Genomic DNA, 14962 nt, shown 5'->3' with positions numbered 1-14962 from the left:
CCGCCGACGGTCTGGAGGCGCCGTGCCAGCTGGCACCGCGCCTCCCGGCCGTCCGTCGTCGCGTCCCGGGCCGCACGCGCGCAGCCCACGCCCGTTGCGTCCGCAACCGGCGACACGGTCGTCGTCGTACGACGGCGACCCTGTCGCTGCCGCGCGTGCGCAACGGTGCGCCTACGCAACGAACGACGAAGTCGATGTCGTACGACGTCGACACCGTCGTTCCGCGTCGGTGGCTACCCGCGCGCATCCCCGTCGACGACCAGGTCCCGCACGACCCCCGGCAGCTCGGCGATGAGCGTCGTCATCGGGAACGGCCCGCCGCCGGACGCCCGCCGCGCCGCGAGCCCGTGCACCACCGCGGCCGACGCGGCCAGGTGCGCGAGGTCCGACGGCGTGAGCGACGAACCGGCCGCCTCGACGGCACCCTGCCGCGCGGCGACGAGCGCCCCGAGCACCCCGCCCAGCACGTCCCCGGCACCGGCCGCCGCGAGCCACGGCGTCGCCGAGGACGCCACGAGCCGCACCGACCCGTCCGGCGTGACCACGTGGGTCCGCTCCCCCTTGAGCAGCACGACGCTGCCGGTCTGCTCGGCCGCACGGAGCGCTGCAGCGGCCGGGTCCTGTTCGATCGAGTCGCGCGAGACCCCGAGCAACGACGCGAGTTCACCGGCGTGCGGGGTGAGCACGGCGAGCGGCCCGAGGTCGACGAGCGGGATCGCCCCGGCGTCCACGACGACCGGCACGCCGTCGTCGGAGGCGTGCGCGAAGCCCGACGCCGTCGTCGCGTCCAGTTCTCCGAGCGACGGCGCCGCGACGCCCGACCCGACGAGCCAGGCCTGCACGCGGCCCACACCGGAGACGACCTCGGGGCGGCGGGTGAGCACGTGGTCGGTGGCACGTGGCGGTCCGACGTACCGGACCATGCCGACGCCGCTGTGCACGGCCGCGTCGACCCCCAGCACCGCTGCGCCCGGGTACTGGTCGGAACCGGTCGCGACGCCGAGCACCCCGCGGCGGTACTTGGTGGACTCCCCCGTCGGCGCGGTGACCCACGCGGCGGCATCGGACGGTCGGACGGGCACGAAGTCGTTCACCGGCCCCACGTTACGGTGGAGCACATGAGCCTGTTCCTGCCTGGTCGCGTGGTGGTCTTCGACTACGGCGAGGTGATCAGCCGGACACCGCACGCCTCGCGGGACGCCCTCGTGGCCGCCACCGGCGTCCCGGCCGACGAGCTGTTCCCGGTGTACCAGGAGCTCCGGCACGACCTGGACCGCGGCGACCTGTCCGTCGTGGCGTACTGGCGTGCGATCGCGGAACGGACCGGCCGGAGCTGGAGCATCTCCGAGATCCACCGGTTCTGGGCGATCGACTTCACCGGGTGGTTCGAGGTCGAGCCGGAGACCCTCGAGATCGTCGAGGAGCTGCACGACGCCGGCACCCGTGTCGCCCTGCTCTCGAACGCGGGCTTCGACTTCGGCGACCCGTACCGCCGCTCCCCGATGGGCTCGCTGTTCGAGACGGTCGTGGTGAGCGCCGAGGAGCACGTCCTGAAGCCCGCGGCATCCATCTACCGCGACACCTGTGCGCGCTTGGGAATCGAGCCGGGTCAGATGGTGTTCGTGGACAACAGGGCCGAGAACGCCACCGGTGCGGAAGCGATCGGGGCGGTCGGCCACCACTACACGTCGCCGGACGGCCTGCGGACGTTCCTGGAGGAACTCAGCCGACAGCCCGCGCCGGCGCCCGTCCCCTGAGGAGCCCGCGTGACGCACGCCCTGTTCGACCCGATCACCGTCCGTGACCTGACCGTCCGCAACCGCATCTGGGTCTCCCCGATGTGCCAGTACTCGGTGGACCAGCAGGACGGCGTACCGACCCCGTGGCACCTCGTGCACCTGGGCGGGTTCGCCAAGGGCGGCGCCGGCGCGGTCGTGGTCGAGGCGACGGGCGTCGTGCCCGAGGGGCGGATCACCCCGCAGGACCTCGGGCTGTGGAACGACCAGCAGCGCGACGCCTACAAGCCGATCGTCGACTTCCTGCACGAGCAGGGCGCCGCGGCGGGCATCCAGCTCGCGCATGCCGGGCGCAAGGCATCGACCTACCGCCCCTGGGACACCACCCACGGCACCGTCCCCGCCGACCAGGGCGGCTGGACGACCGTCGCGCCGTCGGCCGTGGCCTTCGACGGCTACGACGTCCCGCGCGAGCTCGCGGTCGAGGACATCCGCGTCGTCGCCCTCGCCTTCGCCCAGTCCGCCCGCCGCGCCGTGGAGGCCGGGTTCGACCTGGTCGAGATCCACGCGGCGCACGGGTACCTGCTGCACCAGTTCCTCTCGCCGCTGAGCAACCAGCGCACCGACCAGTACGGCGGCTCGCTCGGGAACCGTGCCCGCGCGCTGCTCGAGGTCGTCGACGCCGTCCGTGCCGAGGTCGGCGAGGGCTACCCGATCGTCGTCCGGTTCTCGGCCACCGACTGGGTCGAGGGCGGGCTCACGCTCGACGAGACCACCGTCGTCGCCCGCTGGGCCGCCGAGCACGGTGCCGACCTGGCCGACGTGTCGACCGGCGGCAACGTCGCGAGCGCGCCCATCCCGGTCGGCCCCGGCTACCAGGTGCCGCACGCCGCGGCGATCAAGCGCGACGCCGGCATCCCGACCATCGCCGTGGGCATGATCTCCGAGGCGTTCCAGGCCGAGCAGATCGTCGCCACGGGGCTCGCCGACGTCGTGATGATCGGCCGCGAGATGCTCCGCGACCCGTCGTTCGCGCTCCGTGCCGCAGTGGAACTCCGCGTGCCGGTCGACTACGAGCCGCAGCAGTACCACCGCGCGCGGATCACGGCGTAGGTCGGCCCGATCGGCGCGGGTCGCGCCTCCGGGATGGTCACGGCGACCACCCTGGAGGCGCGAGGCGCGTTCTGCACGGATTCCCGGCTTGGCACCGCGCCAGGCAGTACGATTGGCAGCACTGTGGACGATCCCCCGAATAGTTCTTCGCCTCACTCATCCGCCGCTCACTCGGTGAGCTGCACGTCATCCCTGTGCGCGAACGGGGGTGAATCATGAGTCCGATCGACATCGTCATGCTGATCGGCGGCATCCTGCTGACGCTCGGCACGGGTGTGTTCGTCGCGTCCGAGTTCGCGCTGGTCAACCTGGACCGCGCCGACGTCGAGGCCCGCCGCGACCGCGGTGAGACCGGCCTCGCACCGGTCATCGGCGCGCTGAAGGTCACCTCGACGCACCTCTCCAGTGCGCAGCTCGGCATCACGCTGACCACGCTGCTCACCGGGTACCTGCTCGAACCCTCGATCGCGAAGCTGCTCGAAGCCCCCTTCCTGGCGATGAACCTGCCGGAGGGCATCGTCGAGACCGTCGGTTCGATCGTGGCGCTCGTCATCGCGACCCTGCTGTCGATGATCCTCGGCGAGCTCGTCCCGAAGAACTTCGCGCTCGCGCTGCCCCTGCAGACCGCGAAGCTCGTCGTCCCGCTGCAGATCGCCTTCACGACGGTCTTCAAGCCGGCCGTCGCGCTGCTGAACGGCACCGCGAACGCCGTGCTCCGGTCGATGGGCATCGAGCCGCAGGAAGAACTCTCCGGTGCCCGCAGCGCCGAGGAACTCACCTCGCTGCTGCGTCGCTCCGCCTCGGAGGGCTCGCTCGAGCAGGACACCGCAACGCTCCTCGAGCGCACCATCTCGTTCTCCGAACTCAGCGCCAGCGACGTGATGACCCCGCGCCCCCGGCTCTCCACCATCCGGGTGTCCGAGTCCGCTGAAGACGTCATCGCCCTCGCCCGCAAGACCGGTTTCAGCCGCTTCCCCGTCATCGAGGAGGACGCGGACGACGTCGTCGGCATCGTGCACGTCAAGCAGGCCGTCGCCGTGCCGCGCGAGAAGCGTCCGGAGGTCCCGGTCGGGGCGCTCATGACCGACGCCGAACGCGTGCCGGAGACCATGCCGGGTGACACCCTGCTCGCCGAGGTCCGTGGCCGCGGGTACCAGATGGTCATCGTCGTCGACGAGTACGGCGGCACCGCCGGGGTCGTCACGCTCGAGGACCTGATCGAGGAGATCGTCGGCGAGGTCTCCGACGAGCACGACCGCGCCCGCATCGACGTGGTCCGCTCGCGCGACTGGCTGACCTTCCCCGGGCTCCTGCGTCCCGACGAGCTCGAGGACCGCGCCGGCGTGAAGGTGCCCGAGGACGGTCCGTACGAGACCGTCGGCGGGTTCGTCATGTCGACGCTGGGCCGCCTGCCCGTGGTCGGCGACGAGGTCCCGCTCGACGGCGGCGTGTTCCGCGTCGAGCGGCTGGACGGACGCCGGATCGACCGCATCCGCTGGACCCCGACGCCCCAGCCCACCGACACCGCGGCGACCGCGATCATCATCCCGTCCACCAAGAGCACGCCGACCACCACCACGACGAAGGGCAGCACCCGATGAGCTCGGACTGGTGGGGCATCTTCTGGCTCGTCGTCCTCCTGATGGGCAACGCCTTCTTCGTCGCGGCGGAGTTCGCCGTCATCTCGGCACGCCGCTCACAGATCGAGCCCCGCGCCGAAGAGGGCTCCAAGGCGGCACAGATGACGCTGTGGGCGATGGAGCACGCGACCCGCATGCTCGCGACCACGCAGCTCGGCATCACGGTCTGCTCGCTGCTGATCCTCAACGTCTCCGAGCCGGCGATCCACCACCTGCTCGAGGTCCCGCTGCACCTGACCGGGTGGAGCGCCGAGGTGATCGGCACCGTGGCCTTCGTGTTCACGCTGCTGCTCGTGTCGTTCCTGCACGTGGTGTTCGGTGAGATGGTCCCGAAGAACATCTCGTTCTCGATGCCGGATCGCGCCGCACTGCTGCTCGTCCCGACGCTCTGGTACATCGGTCACGGCCTGCACTGGGTGATCGTCGGCCTGAACGAGGTCGCGAACGCCGTGCTGCGCCTGTTCCGGGTCGAGCCCAAGGACGAAGCGGTGAGCGCCTTCACGGTGGAAGAGGTGCAGACGATCGTGGAGCAGTCCCGCCGCGAGGGCACCCTGACCGACGACGGCAAGCTCGCCCTGGCGTTCGAGTTCACCGAGAAGAAGGTCCGCGACGTGGCCGTCCCGATGGCCGAGCTCGTCACCCTGCCCGACGACGCCACCCCCGGCGACGTCGAGCACGCCGTCGCCCAGCGCGGGTTCTCCCGCTACGTGCTCGTCGGCGAGGACGGCTCCCCCACGGGCTACGTGCACGTCAAGGACGTCATCGACCTGCGTCCGGACGAGTTCGACGACCCGGTGCCGCCGAAGCGCATCCGCCAGCTCATCTCGCTCTACACCGAGATGGACCTCGAGGACGCGCTGGCGACCATGCGGGCCGCCGGTCGCCACGTGGCGCGGGCGTTCGACTCGGACGGCCGCACGATCGGCGTGCTGTTCCTCGAGGACATCCTCGAAGAACTCGTCGGCGAGGTCGAGGACGCGACCCGACGCCGGTAGACGCAACGGGATGAGGGACGGGAGGCACGGTGCCAGCTGGCACCGTGCCTCCCGTCCGTCTGTGGTCGCGACCACGGCGTCGGCGTGCGTTTCGCGCTCAGCGACACGTCACGCACTGCGTTGCCCGTGAGCTGTCGCTCAGCGCGAAAGTCCGGCGCAGCAGCTACCAGCTGACGGGCAGGGGCTTGCCCTCTTCGTACCCGGCCGCGGACTGGATGCCGACCAGCGCGCGCTCGGAGAACTCGGCGAGCGACGAGGCGCCCGCGTAGGTGGCGGAGCTGCGGAGGCCGGTCGTGATCATGTCGAGCAGGTCCTCGACGCTCGGCCGCCCCGGGTCGAGGTAGATCGTCGACGACGAGATGCCCTCGGCGAAGAGCGCCTTGCGGGCCCGCTCGTACGGGTCGAGCCGCTCGAACCGTTCACGCACGGCCTTGGCCGAGGCCATGCCCCAGCTCTCCTTGTACGCCTTGCCCGCGGCGTCGCGGCGCAGGACCCCGGGGGCCTCCAACGTGCCGGCGAACCACGAGCCGATCATGACGGCCGACGCTCCTGCTGCCAGCGCGAGGGCGACGTCGCGCGGGTAACGCACCCCGCCGTCCGCCCAGACGTGGGCGCCGAGCGAGCGGGCCGCTGCGGCCGTCTCGAGCACGGCGGAGAACTGCGGGCGACCGACGGCGGTCATCATGCGCGTGGTGCACATGGCGCCGGGGCCGACACCGACCTTGATGATGTCCGCTCCGGCACCGACGAGGTGCGCGACGGCGTCGGCGGTGACGACGTTGCCGGCGACGAGCGGGATGCCGAGCCGCAGGGACGCGACGGTCCGGAGCGCGCGGAGCATGCCCTCCTGGTGGCCGTGCGCGGTGTCGAGGACCAGGACGTCCACGCCGGCGGCCGCGAGGGCCTTCGCCTTCGCTGCGACGTCGCCGTTGATGCCGACCGCTGCGGCGACCCGGAGGCGGCCGGAGGCGTCGACAGCGGGCGTGTAGATGTCGGAGCGGATCGCGCTCGTCCGGCTGGTGGTGCCGACGACGCGGCCGTGGCGCATCACCGGCGCGAAGTCGACCTCGGCGGCCGAGAGCACGTCGTACACGTGCCGGGGCGTGCCGGCGTCCTCGGCGTCGATGGCGGTCGAGGCGCCGTGCAGCAGGTCGCCGAGGATCGCGTCGGGGCCCGCGGTGCCGAGGCGGTTCGCGGGCACGCAGCCGAGGTACTCGCCGTCGGCGTCGCGGACGACCACGCCGCGGCCGGCGACGGGCAGGAGCTGCTCGAGGGCCTCGGCCACCGTGGTGTCCGCCCCCATGTCGTAGGCGGTGTCGTAGTCGACCGGCTGCTCCTTGACCCAGCGGATCGCGGCGTCGAGGTCCTGCAGGTGCATGTCCTGGGGCAGGACGCCGAGACCACCGCGGCGGGCCAGGGTGGCCGCGAGCCGGGGCCCGGTGACCGAGTTCATGTTGGCGCTGACGATGGGGATCGTCGCGCCGCTGCCGTCGTTCGCGGCGAGGTCCACGTCGAAGCGGCTCGTCACCCCGGAGCGGCTCGGGACGAGGAAGACGTCGGAGTAGGTCAGGTCGTGCGTCGGCCGGGTCTCGTAGAACCTCATGCGCTCCACTGTACGGCTCCGTCAGGGGCCCGGGTCGGGGGCACCACGGCGGCCGACTCGCGTCGCGGCTGACACGGAACGGACATGTCGGAGCGGCTAGGCTTGTCCCTGTGCGGCGCAGGGTTGCTCCGCACGACACACACGAGCATCTATCGACGGAGAGTGGGCGATCGGCTGTGTCGAGCCATCTGACCGGAACGGACGAGACCGCGGGCGAATTCGGGGCGAACGAGTGGCTCGTCGACGAGCTCTACGAGCAGTTCGTCGCGGACAAGGAGTCGGTCGACAAGTCCTGGTGGCCGGTCCTCGAGAGCTACCACCGCACGCAGGTCGGTGACGCTCCGGCACCGACGGGCACCCCCGCGGAGCAGGCGCCGACGCAGCAGCAGTCGTCCACGCAGCAGCCCGCCACCGGCGACACCCCCGGCGAGGCCAAGTCCGGCCCGATCCAGGCGAAGACCACCTCGCGCCAGCCGGCACCGCAGCCGATCCCGGCCGAGGCGAACGACGCCGCCGACGACCACGAGGAGACCCACGAAGACGTGGCGACCCCGCTCCGCGGCATGGCGAAGACGCTGGCCTCGAACATGGACGCCTCGCTGACGGTCCCGACCGCCACGAGCGTGCGGACCATCCCGGCGAAGCTGATGATCGACAACCGGATCGTCATCAACAACCACCTGCGCCGGGCCCGCGGCGGCAAGATCTCCTTCACGCACCTGATCGGGTGGGCCATGGTCCAGGCGATCAAGGACTTCCCCAGCCAGAACGTCTTCTACGAGGAGCGCGACGGCAAGCCGTTCGTCGTCGCCCCGGCACACGTCAACCTCGGCATCGCGATCGACGTCCCCAAGAAGGACGGCACCCGTTCGCTCCTGGTGCCGAGCATCAAGCGCGCGGAGACCCTGACGTTCGGCCAGTTCCTCTCCGCCTACGAGGACCTCGTCAAGCGCGCCCGCGACAACAAGCTCACCCCGGCCGACTTCCAGGGCACGACGATCTCCCTCACCAACCCGGGCGGCATCGGCACCGTGCACTCGGTCCCCCGTCTGACGAAGGGGCAGGGCTCGATCATCGGCGCCGGTGCCCTCGAGTACCCGGCGCAGTTCCAGGGATCGGCGTCGAAGACCCTGGTCGAGCTGGGCATCGGCAAGACCATCACCCTGACGAGCACCTACGACCACCGGGTCATCCAGGGCGCGGGCTCCGGCGAGTACCTCAAGCACGTGCACGAGCGGCTCATCGGCGAGCACCGCTTCTACGACGACATCTTCGCCGCGCTCCGGATCCCGTACAAGCCGATCCAGTGGGCGAACGACATCAACGTCGACCTCGCGCACCGGGTGAACAAGACCGCCCGCGTGCAGGAGCTCATCAACAGCTTCCGCGTGCGTGGGCACCTGATGGCCGACATCGACCCGCTCGAGTACCGCCAGCGCACGCACCCCGACCTCGAGATCGAGAGCCACGGGCTGACCTTCTGGGACCTCGACCGCGAGTTCGTCACAGGCGGGCTCGCCGGCACCACCTCCGCACCGCTCCGCGACGTCCTCGGGATCCTGCGCGACGCCTACTGCCGCACCGTCGGCATCGAGTACATGCACATCCAGGACCCGGACCAGCGCCGCTGGGTCCAGGAGCGCATCGAGGTCCCCTACTCGAAGCCGTCGAAGGAAGAGCAGCTGCGCGTCCTCGGCAAGCTCAACGAGGCCGAGGCGTTCGAGACCTTCCTGCAGACCAAGTACGTCGGCCAGAAGCGCTTCTCGCTCGAGGGCGGCGAGTCCACCATCGCCTTCCTCGACACCCTGATCCAGCACGCCGCCGGTGCCGGTCTCGCCGAGGTCGCGATCGGCATGGCCCACCGTGGTCGCCTGAACGTGCTGACGAACATCGCCGGCAAGACCTACGGCCAGATCTTCCGCGAGTTCGAGGGGTCGTCGCTGCCGGGCACGGTGTCCGGGCAGGGCTCCGGCGACGTGAAGTACCACGTCGGCACCGAGGGTGTGTTCCGCACGTCCGACGGCTCGAGCATCCCGGTGACGATCGCCGCGAACCCGTCCCACCTCGAAGCCGTCGACGGCGTGCTCGAGGGCATCGTCCGTGCCAAGCAGGACCGTGAGGCGCCCGGCAGCTTCGGCGTGCTCCCGGTGCTCGTGCACGGCGACGCGGCGATGGCGGGCCAGGGCGTGGTCGTCGAGACGCTGCAGATGTCGCAGCTCCGCGGCTACCGCACCGGCGGCACCGTCCACCTGGTGATCAACAACCAGGTCGGGTTCACCACCCCGCCCGAGTCTGCGCGCAGCTCGGTGTACTCCACCGACGTCGCGAAGACCATCCAGGCACCGATCTTCCACGTGAACGGTGACGACCCCGAGGCCGTCGCCCGCGTCGCGGAACTCGCCTTCGCGTACCGCGAGGAGTTCCACCGCGACGTCGTGATCGACCTGATCTGCTACCGCCGCCGCGGCCACAACGAGGGCGACGACCCCTCGATGACGCAGCCCCTGATGTACAACCTCATCGAGGCGAAGCGCTCCGTGCGCACGCTGTACACCGAGGCCCTCGTCGGCCGCGGTGACATCACGCAAGAGGAGTACGACGAGGCGCACCGCGACTTCCAGGACCGCCTGGAGCGCGCCTTCGCGGAGACCCACGAGGCGCAGACCGGCACCATCCCGGTGATCGAGGTCGATGACGACGGTGCCGTGCAGGGCCTCGAACGCCCGGCCGCGCAGCGCGACGACTCCGAGGTCGAGGTGCACGAGACCGCGGTGTCCGAGGAGCTCGTCCGGGCGATCGGCGACGCACACAGCAACCCGCCGGCCGGCTTCTCGATCCACCCGAAGCTGCAGCAGCTGCTGACCAAGCGCACCGAGATGACGCGCAACGGCGGCATCGACTGGGCGATGGCGGAGCTCATGGCCATCGGGTCGATCCTGGTCGAGGGCAAGCCCGTCCGCCTCGCCGGACAGGACGCCCGCCGTGGCACCTTCGTGCAGCGCCAGTCGGTGTTCCACGACCGGGTGAACGGTCAGGAGTGGCTGCCGCTGTCGAACCTCACCGAGGACCAGGCCCGGTTCTACGTGTACGACTCGCTGCTGAGCGAGTACGCGGCGATGGCGTTCGAGTACGGCTACTCGGTCGAGCGCCCCGAGGCCCTCGTGCTCTGGGAGGCCCAGTTCGGCGACTTCGCGAACGGCGCCCAGATCGTCATCGACGAGTTCATCTCCTCCGCCGAGCAGAAGTGGGGCCAGCGCTCCGGGCTCGTCCTCCTGCTGCCGCACGGCTACGAGGGCCAGGGGCCGGACCACTCGTCGGCACGCATCGAGCGGTACCTGCAGCTGTGCGCCGAGGACAACATGATCGTCGCGCGGCCGTCCACGCCGGCGTCGTACTTCCACCTGCTCCGCCGCCAGGCCTGGGCGAAGCCGCAGAAGCCGCTCGTCGTGTTCTCGCCCAAGGCGATGCTCCGGCTCCGTCAGGCGACGAGTGCGGTCGGCGACTTCACGAACGGCACCTTCGAGGAGGTCCTCGACGACGCCCGGGTGAGCGACAAGAGCGCCGTGCGTCGCGTGGTGCTGCACTCCGGCAAGGTGCACCACGACCTCCGTGCCGAGGTCGACAAGCGGGGCGTCACCGACGTCGCGCTCGTCCGCCTCGAGCAGCTCGCGCCACTCCCCCTCGACCGCATCCTCGAGGTGCTGGCCGGCTACCCGGACGCCGACGTCGTGTGGGCGCAGGAGGAGCCGGAGAACCAGGGCGCCTGGCCGTTCGTCTGCATGAACCTGTCGCCGCACCTCGGCGGACGGCCGTTGTCCGTCGCCGCCCGACCGGCGAGTGCCGCACCGGCCACGGGTTCCTCCAAGCGCTCCTCGCAAGAGGCCACCGAGGTCATCAACACCGCATTGAGCACGTCCGCCTAGACACGAGGAAGCGCCCCGTCCAGGAGCCCGAGGGACTCCCGCACGGGGCGCTTCGTCGTTCGCGATGCGTGTGAGCGCTACGCGATCTTCGTGTAGCGCACCCCGGCGTCGTGGTAGCCGCGCTTCTGGTAGAACCGGTGCGCGCTGTCCGTCGCGGCCGCACTGACGGCACTGAGACGACGCGCGCCCTGCTCGACCGCCCATGCTTCGAACGTGCCGATGAGCGCGGAACCGGTGCCGAGCCTCCTGGCCGTGTCGTCGACGACCAGCAGCAGCAGCTGCGCCGTCGGTTCGTCGCTCGCGTACGCCCACGTGACCTGCGCGCCACCGACGGCGACGACGCGACCGTCGTCACCGCGGACCACCCAGGTGCGGTGCCCGGCCTCGGGGGTGAGCCGTTCGAGCCGGGCGCGCATCGACGCGGCGTCGACGTCGTGACCGAGCAGACGGACGAGGGTGGCGACGTCGGCGACGTCCGTGTCGGACCAGGAGGTGATCGACTCGACGGGGAGGGTCATGTCGGCCAACCTACCCGGGCGCCCGGTCGTGTTGCGACGGGGTTCCATCGCAGGTGATATTCATATACGCTGTATGCATATCACCCGCCGGGTGAACCGACCGACAGGACAGCCATGCACATCACCTCCCGCCACGGCCGCACCGCCGCCTGGATCGCCTTCCCGCTCGCCGTCGTCGCGAGCGGCGCCCTGATCGCCACGGCCTCGTACGCCGCTTTCTCGAGCAGCACCGACAACGGCGTGAACAACTGGCGCACCGGCGCCGTCGCGCTCACCGACGACGACAAGGGCGTCGCGATGTTCGACGAGGACGACCTGATCCCCGGGTCCTCCGGCTCGAACTGCATCACCGTCACGGCCGAGACCACCAACCCGTCGACCGTGAAGGTCTACACCGACCAGCAGGCCGACGCCGACGAACTGGCGCAGTACGTCGGCATGAAGGTCGAGCGCGGCACCCTGGGCACCGCCGGGGACTGCAGCACGTTCACCGCCGGGACGACCATCCACGAGGGAACACTGGCCGACCTGATGTCCGCCGACTCCTTCGGCACCGGGCTCGACGCCTGGGCGCCCGCCACGGGCACGGACAGCACGACCTACCGCTTCAGCTACGACCTCTCGCAGGCCGCGCCGAACACCGTGCAGTCGTCCGAGGCGGCCACGACGTTCGTCTGGGAAGCCCAGACCGACTGACCCCGCCCAGGACCGAGCCGAGCACGACGAAGACCACGACCACGACCACGACCGACCGCGAGGAGCAGCAGATGCCGACCACCGTGACCCACCGAACCCCCCGGTGCGTCGGCGACGTCCCCCGGCTGCTCCTCGCGGTCACGGCACGCACGGCCCTCTGGTCGGTGCTGCTGCTCGCGGTGTGCGCGTCGCTCCCCGCGGCCCTCGGCTGGCACGTGACCACGGTCGTGTCCGACTCGATGGCACCTGGCATCCGGACCGGGGACGTCGTCGCGGCGATGCCGACGGACGGCGATGCGGTGGAACCCGGCCGGGTCCTGCTCGTCGACGACCCTGATCACGACGACCGCCTGCGTCTGCACCGCCTCGAGCGGATCGAGCAGGACGGCAACCTCCGGCTCCGGGGCGACGCGAACCCGTCCGCGGATCGGACCCCGGTCGCACCCGACGCGGTGCTCGGCGTCGGCGTCCTGCGGTTCCCCGGTGTCGGATTGCCGGGCGTCTGGGTGCGCGAGCGGTCGTGGGTGCCCCTGGCGATGACCGCCCTGGTCGCTGCGTTGCTCGTCGTCGCCGGACGCGCCGACCGAGACATCGTCGCAGGGCTCCCCTGCCGCCGGTGCGGTGCCCCGCGTCGCGACCTCCACTCGCCGGCGGTCGCCGAGCCCGGGTCCGCGCCCGGGATCGACCTCGCCCCGACTTCCGCGGCGACGACGGTCGCAGCGGTCACGGTGGCGGCGATCACGCTGACGGTGGTCGCCGGTGCCGGGTTCAGCGGGACGACGGGCACCGCCTCGGCGCTCGGGACCGGCGAGTTCCCGTGCTTCCACCGCGCGGCGGGCGGATCCGTCCTGGCGTGGGACTTCGCGGAGAAGAACGGTCAGCGCGTGACCGATTCGAGCGGAACCGGCGCGGACGGATCCTTCACCTCGGCGGCGGCACGCGTCGACGGCGACTGCGCGGCGAATCCCTACGCGTCGTTCTGGACCGAGGGCAGTGCCGAGGGCTGGGCGGACACGGACACCGCAGTCGACGCGCCGAACACCTTCACGATCGAGGTCTGGTTCCGGACGGACGACACCAGGGGCGGACGCGTGTTCGGCTTCGGCTCCGACCGTTCCGCGGCCTCGGCCCACCGCGATCGTCACCTCTACGTCGACAGCGGCGGCCGGCTGCGGTTCGGCGTCGAGGAGTCCGGGTCACAGTTCAAGTTCACCCTCGGGTCGACGGCCGCGGTCAACGACGGCGAGTGGCACCACGCCGTCGCATCGTTCCGGTCACGCTCGATGGTCCTCTGGCTCGACGGCGTCCAGCAGGGAAGCCGCTCGGACGCCGTCACCCTCCGCCAGTACTCGGGACACTGGCGTGCCGGTCGGCAGACGCTGGCCGGCTGGCCGGGAGCAGCCGGCTACGCCTTCCGCGGGGACGTCGACACGGTGCGGGTGTACGACCGGGTCCTCGACGCGGCGACCATCGCGGAGCACGCCGCCGCCGGACGCTGACCGAACGCCGGCCGCCAGGTGAGCACGGCCGACCTCCACCCGATAGGACGGTTGCGGGCCCGTCGGGTCCGCGACCGACTTCGGTGTCAGTGCGTCGCCTGCTCCACCCGGATGCGCGCGAGGATCTCACTGCGCAGCTGGTCGGGAGCGGTCTCCTTGCAGGCACGACGGACGGTCTCCATGAGCACGACGCCGACCCGGTGCTCGGTCTGGCAGTCCTCGCACCCTTCCATGTGCTCGCGGATGTCCGCGGCGTCCTCGTGGCGGAGCTCGTCGTGCAGGAGCTCCTCGAGCTCGGCCTTCGCCTTCGAGCAGTCGCAGCCGCTCATCGTGCGTCCTTCCGTCCGGTGCGACCCGTGGCCGCGGTTGCCTTCGTCGTCTGAGCCGCGCCGCGTCCCCGTCCACGCATCGTCGCCGTCGACGCTGCGTCCGGGACGATGCCGGTCTCACGGGCGTGGTCCGCCAGGAGCCCACGGAGGAGCCGGCGGCCACGGTGGAGGCGGCTCATGACCGTCCCCACGGGGGTCTTCATGATGTCGGCGATCTCCTGGTACGAGAACCCTTCGACATCGGCGAAGTAGACGGCCATCCGGAAGTCCTCGGGGATGGCCTGCAGGGCGTCCTTCACGGCGGAGGACGGCAGGTGGTCGATCGCGTCGGCCTCGGCGGAACGGGCGGAGATCGACTGGGTGACGCTCTCCGCGCCGCCGAGCTGCCAGTCCTCGAGCTCGTCGATGGTGCCCTGGTACGGGTTCCGCTGGTTCTTGCGGTACGTGTTGATGAACGTGTTCGTGAGGATCCGGTACAGCCAGGCCTTCAGGTTCGTGCCCTGCTTGAACTGGCGGAACGCGGCGAAGGCCTTGACGAATGTCTCCTGCACCAGGTCCGAGGCGTCGGCCGGGTTGCGGGTCATCCGCATCGCCGCGCCGTACAGCTGGTCCATGAAGGGCAGGGCCTGGTCCTCGAACAGAGACCGCAGCTCTCCCTCGGAGACGGTCTTCGCGTCCACCGGCTCGTCTGCGTCGTCGTCGAGGGCGGTCTGCTCCTCTTCCACGGCGTCGAGCTGCACCTCGGTCTCCTCGACCAGGTGGTGCGGAGCTGCCTGCGGTTCGTCGGTCGTCATCGCCGCCAAGTCTAGGCCGAGCGTGCCGAGCGTCGTCGGCACCACGGTCAGCACGGTCGCCGTGCCGGTCCGCTCTCGTGCGAGTGTTGCTGTCGCCACTGATCCTCCCGGTGCGT

Annotated in this window: 12 protein-coding genes; 7 read left to right on the top strand and 5 right to left on the bottom strand. The window is 71.0% G+C overall.

Annotated elements, in window-relative coordinates; all coding sequences use genetic code 11:
• Positions 1-233: 233 nt before the first annotated feature.
• Positions 234-1094, bottom strand: coding sequence for an ADP-dependent NAD(P)H-hydrate dehydratase (locus KK087_RS09905; protein ID WP_214564990.1), 861 nt, complete (start codon positions 1092-1094; stop codon positions 234-236).
• A 24-nt stretch (positions 1095-1118) separates the two neighbouring features.
• Here KK087_RS09905 and KK087_RS09900 point away from each other — a divergent pair, with 24 nt between their 5' ends.
• The 4 genes from KK087_RS09900 to KK087_RS09885 all read left to right on the top strand — a co-directional run bounded on the left by KK087_RS09900 (position 1119) and on the right by KK087_RS09885 (position 5484).
• The gene (locus KK087_RS09900; RefSeq protein WP_214564989.1) at positions 1119-1757 is read left to right on the top strand and encodes an HAD family hydrolase; all 639 of its coding nucleotides are present in this window, start codon (positions 1119-1121) and stop codon (positions 1755-1757) included.
• 9 nt (positions 1758-1766) lie between these two features.
• A complete protein-coding gene (locus tag KK087_RS09895; protein ID WP_214564988.1) occupies positions 1767-2849 on the top strand; it encodes an NADH:flavin oxidoreductase/NADH oxidase in 1083 nt (360 codons plus the stop codon).
• Between the two features lie 215 nt (positions 2850-3064).
• A complete protein-coding gene (locus tag KK087_RS09890; RefSeq protein WP_214528579.1) occupies positions 3065-4450 on the top strand; it encodes a hemolysin family protein in 1386 nt (461 codons plus the stop codon).
• Positions 4447-5484 (top strand): hemolysin family protein, encoded by a 1038-nt coding sequence (locus KK087_RS09885; RefSeq protein ID WP_214528580.1) that lies wholly within the window; start codon positions 4447-4449, stop codon positions 5482-5484. The genes KK087_RS09890 and KK087_RS09885 overlap by 4 nt, the downstream gene beginning before the upstream one ends.
• Before the next feature lie 163 nt (positions 5485-5647).
• Here the strand turns inward: KK087_RS09885 and guaB1 are convergent, their stop codons facing one another.
• A complete protein-coding gene (guaB1, locus tag KK087_RS09880; RefSeq protein WP_214564987.1) occupies positions 5648-7087 on the bottom strand; it encodes a GMP reductase in 1440 nt (479 codons plus the stop codon).
• A 176-nt stretch (positions 7088-7263) separates the two neighbouring features.
• Between guaB1 and KK087_RS09875 the strand changes: the two genes are divergently transcribed.
• Positions 7264-11010: a multifunctional oxoglutarate decarboxylase/oxoglutarate dehydrogenase thiamine pyrophosphate-binding subunit/dihydrolipoyllysine-residue succinyltransferase subunit gene (locus KK087_RS09875; protein ID WP_214564986.1), complete on the top strand. Its 3747-nt coding sequence runs from the start codon at positions 7264-7266 to the stop codon at positions 11008-11010.
• A 77-nt stretch (positions 11011-11087) separates the two neighbouring features.
• On the opposite strand, the gene KK087_RS09870 is transcribed toward KK087_RS09875, so the two are convergent.
• Positions 11088-11528 (bottom strand): GNAT family N-acetyltransferase, encoded by a 441-nt coding sequence (locus tag KK087_RS09870; RefSeq protein WP_214528583.1) that lies wholly within the window; start codon positions 11526-11528, stop codon positions 11088-11090.
• Between the two features lie 114 nt (positions 11529-11642).
• Here KK087_RS09870 and KK087_RS09865 point away from each other — a divergent pair, with 114 nt between their 5' ends.
• Together KK087_RS09865 and KK087_RS09860 are read left to right on the top strand one after the other, a co-directional pair.
• Complete coding sequence (locus KK087_RS09865; RefSeq protein ID WP_214564985.1) at positions 11643-12224, top strand: hypothetical protein; 582 nt, start codon at positions 11643-11645, stop codon at positions 12222-12224.
• 71 nt (positions 12225-12295) lie between these two features.
• Positions 12296-13723 carry a LamG-like jellyroll fold domain-containing protein gene (locus tag KK087_RS09860; protein WP_214564984.1) on the top strand — a complete coding sequence of 476 codons (1428 nt, stop codon included), beginning with the start codon at positions 12296-12298 and terminating at the stop codon, positions 13721-13723.
• A gap of 86 nt (positions 13724-13809) precedes the next feature.
• On the opposite strand, the gene KK087_RS09855 is transcribed toward KK087_RS09860, so the two are convergent.
• Positions 13810-14052, bottom strand: coding sequence for a zf-HC2 domain-containing protein (locus KK087_RS09855; RefSeq protein WP_214528586.1), 243 nt, complete (start codon positions 14050-14052; stop codon positions 13810-13812).
• The gene (locus KK087_RS09850; RefSeq protein WP_250900988.1) at positions 14049-14846 is read right to left on the bottom strand and encodes a sigma-70 family RNA polymerase sigma factor; all 798 of its coding nucleotides are present in this window, start codon (positions 14844-14846) and stop codon (positions 14049-14051) included. The genes KK087_RS09855 and KK087_RS09850 overlap by 4 nt, the downstream gene beginning before the upstream one ends.
• Positions 14847-14962 lie beyond the last annotated feature (116 nt).

The organism is Curtobacterium aurantiacum (genome assembly GCF_018598555.1).
Lineage (GTDB): Bacteria > Actinomycetota > Actinomycetes > Actinomycetales > Microbacteriaceae > Curtobacterium > Curtobacterium aurantiacum.
Note: the sequence above shows the minus strand (reverse complement) of the source record. Positions and strands in the feature narration are given on the sequence as shown.

Bases quoted from the DNA above. Each gene is read 5' to 3' on its own strand.
- KK087_RS09900 (WP_214564989.1), top strand. From the start codon at position 1,119: ATGAGCCTGTTCCTGCCTGGTCGCGTGGTGGTCTTCGACTACGGCGAG.
- KK087_RS09890 (WP_214528579.1), top strand. From the start codon at position 3,065: ATGAGTCCGATCGACATCGTCATGCTGATCGGCGGCATCCTGCTGACG.
- KK087_RS09885 (WP_214528580.1), top strand. From the start codon at position 4,447: ATGAGCTCGGACTGGTGGGGCATCTTCTGGCTCGTCGTCCTCCTGATG.
- guaB1 (WP_214564987.1), bottom strand. From the start codon at position 7,087: ATGAGGTTCTACGAGACCCGGCCGACGCACGACCTGACCTACTCCGAC.
- KK087_RS09870 (WP_214528583.1), bottom strand. From the start codon at position 11,528: ATGACCCTCCCCGTCGAGTCGATCACCTCCTGGTCCGACACGGACGTC.
- KK087_RS09865 (WP_214564985.1), top strand. From the start codon at position 11,643: ATGCACATCACCTCCCGCCACGGCCGCACCGCCGCCTGGATCGCCTTC.
- KK087_RS09860 (WP_214564984.1), top strand. From the start codon at position 12,296: ATGCCGACCACCGTGACCCACCGAACCCCCCGGTGCGTCGGCGACGTC.
- KK087_RS09855 (WP_214528586.1), bottom strand. From the start codon at position 14,052: ATGAGCGGCTGCGACTGCTCGAAGGCGAAGGCCGAGCTCGAGGAGCTC.
- KK087_RS09850 (WP_250900988.1), bottom strand. From the start codon at position 14,846: ATGACGACCGACGAACCGCAGGCAGCTCCGCACCACCTGGTCGAGGAG.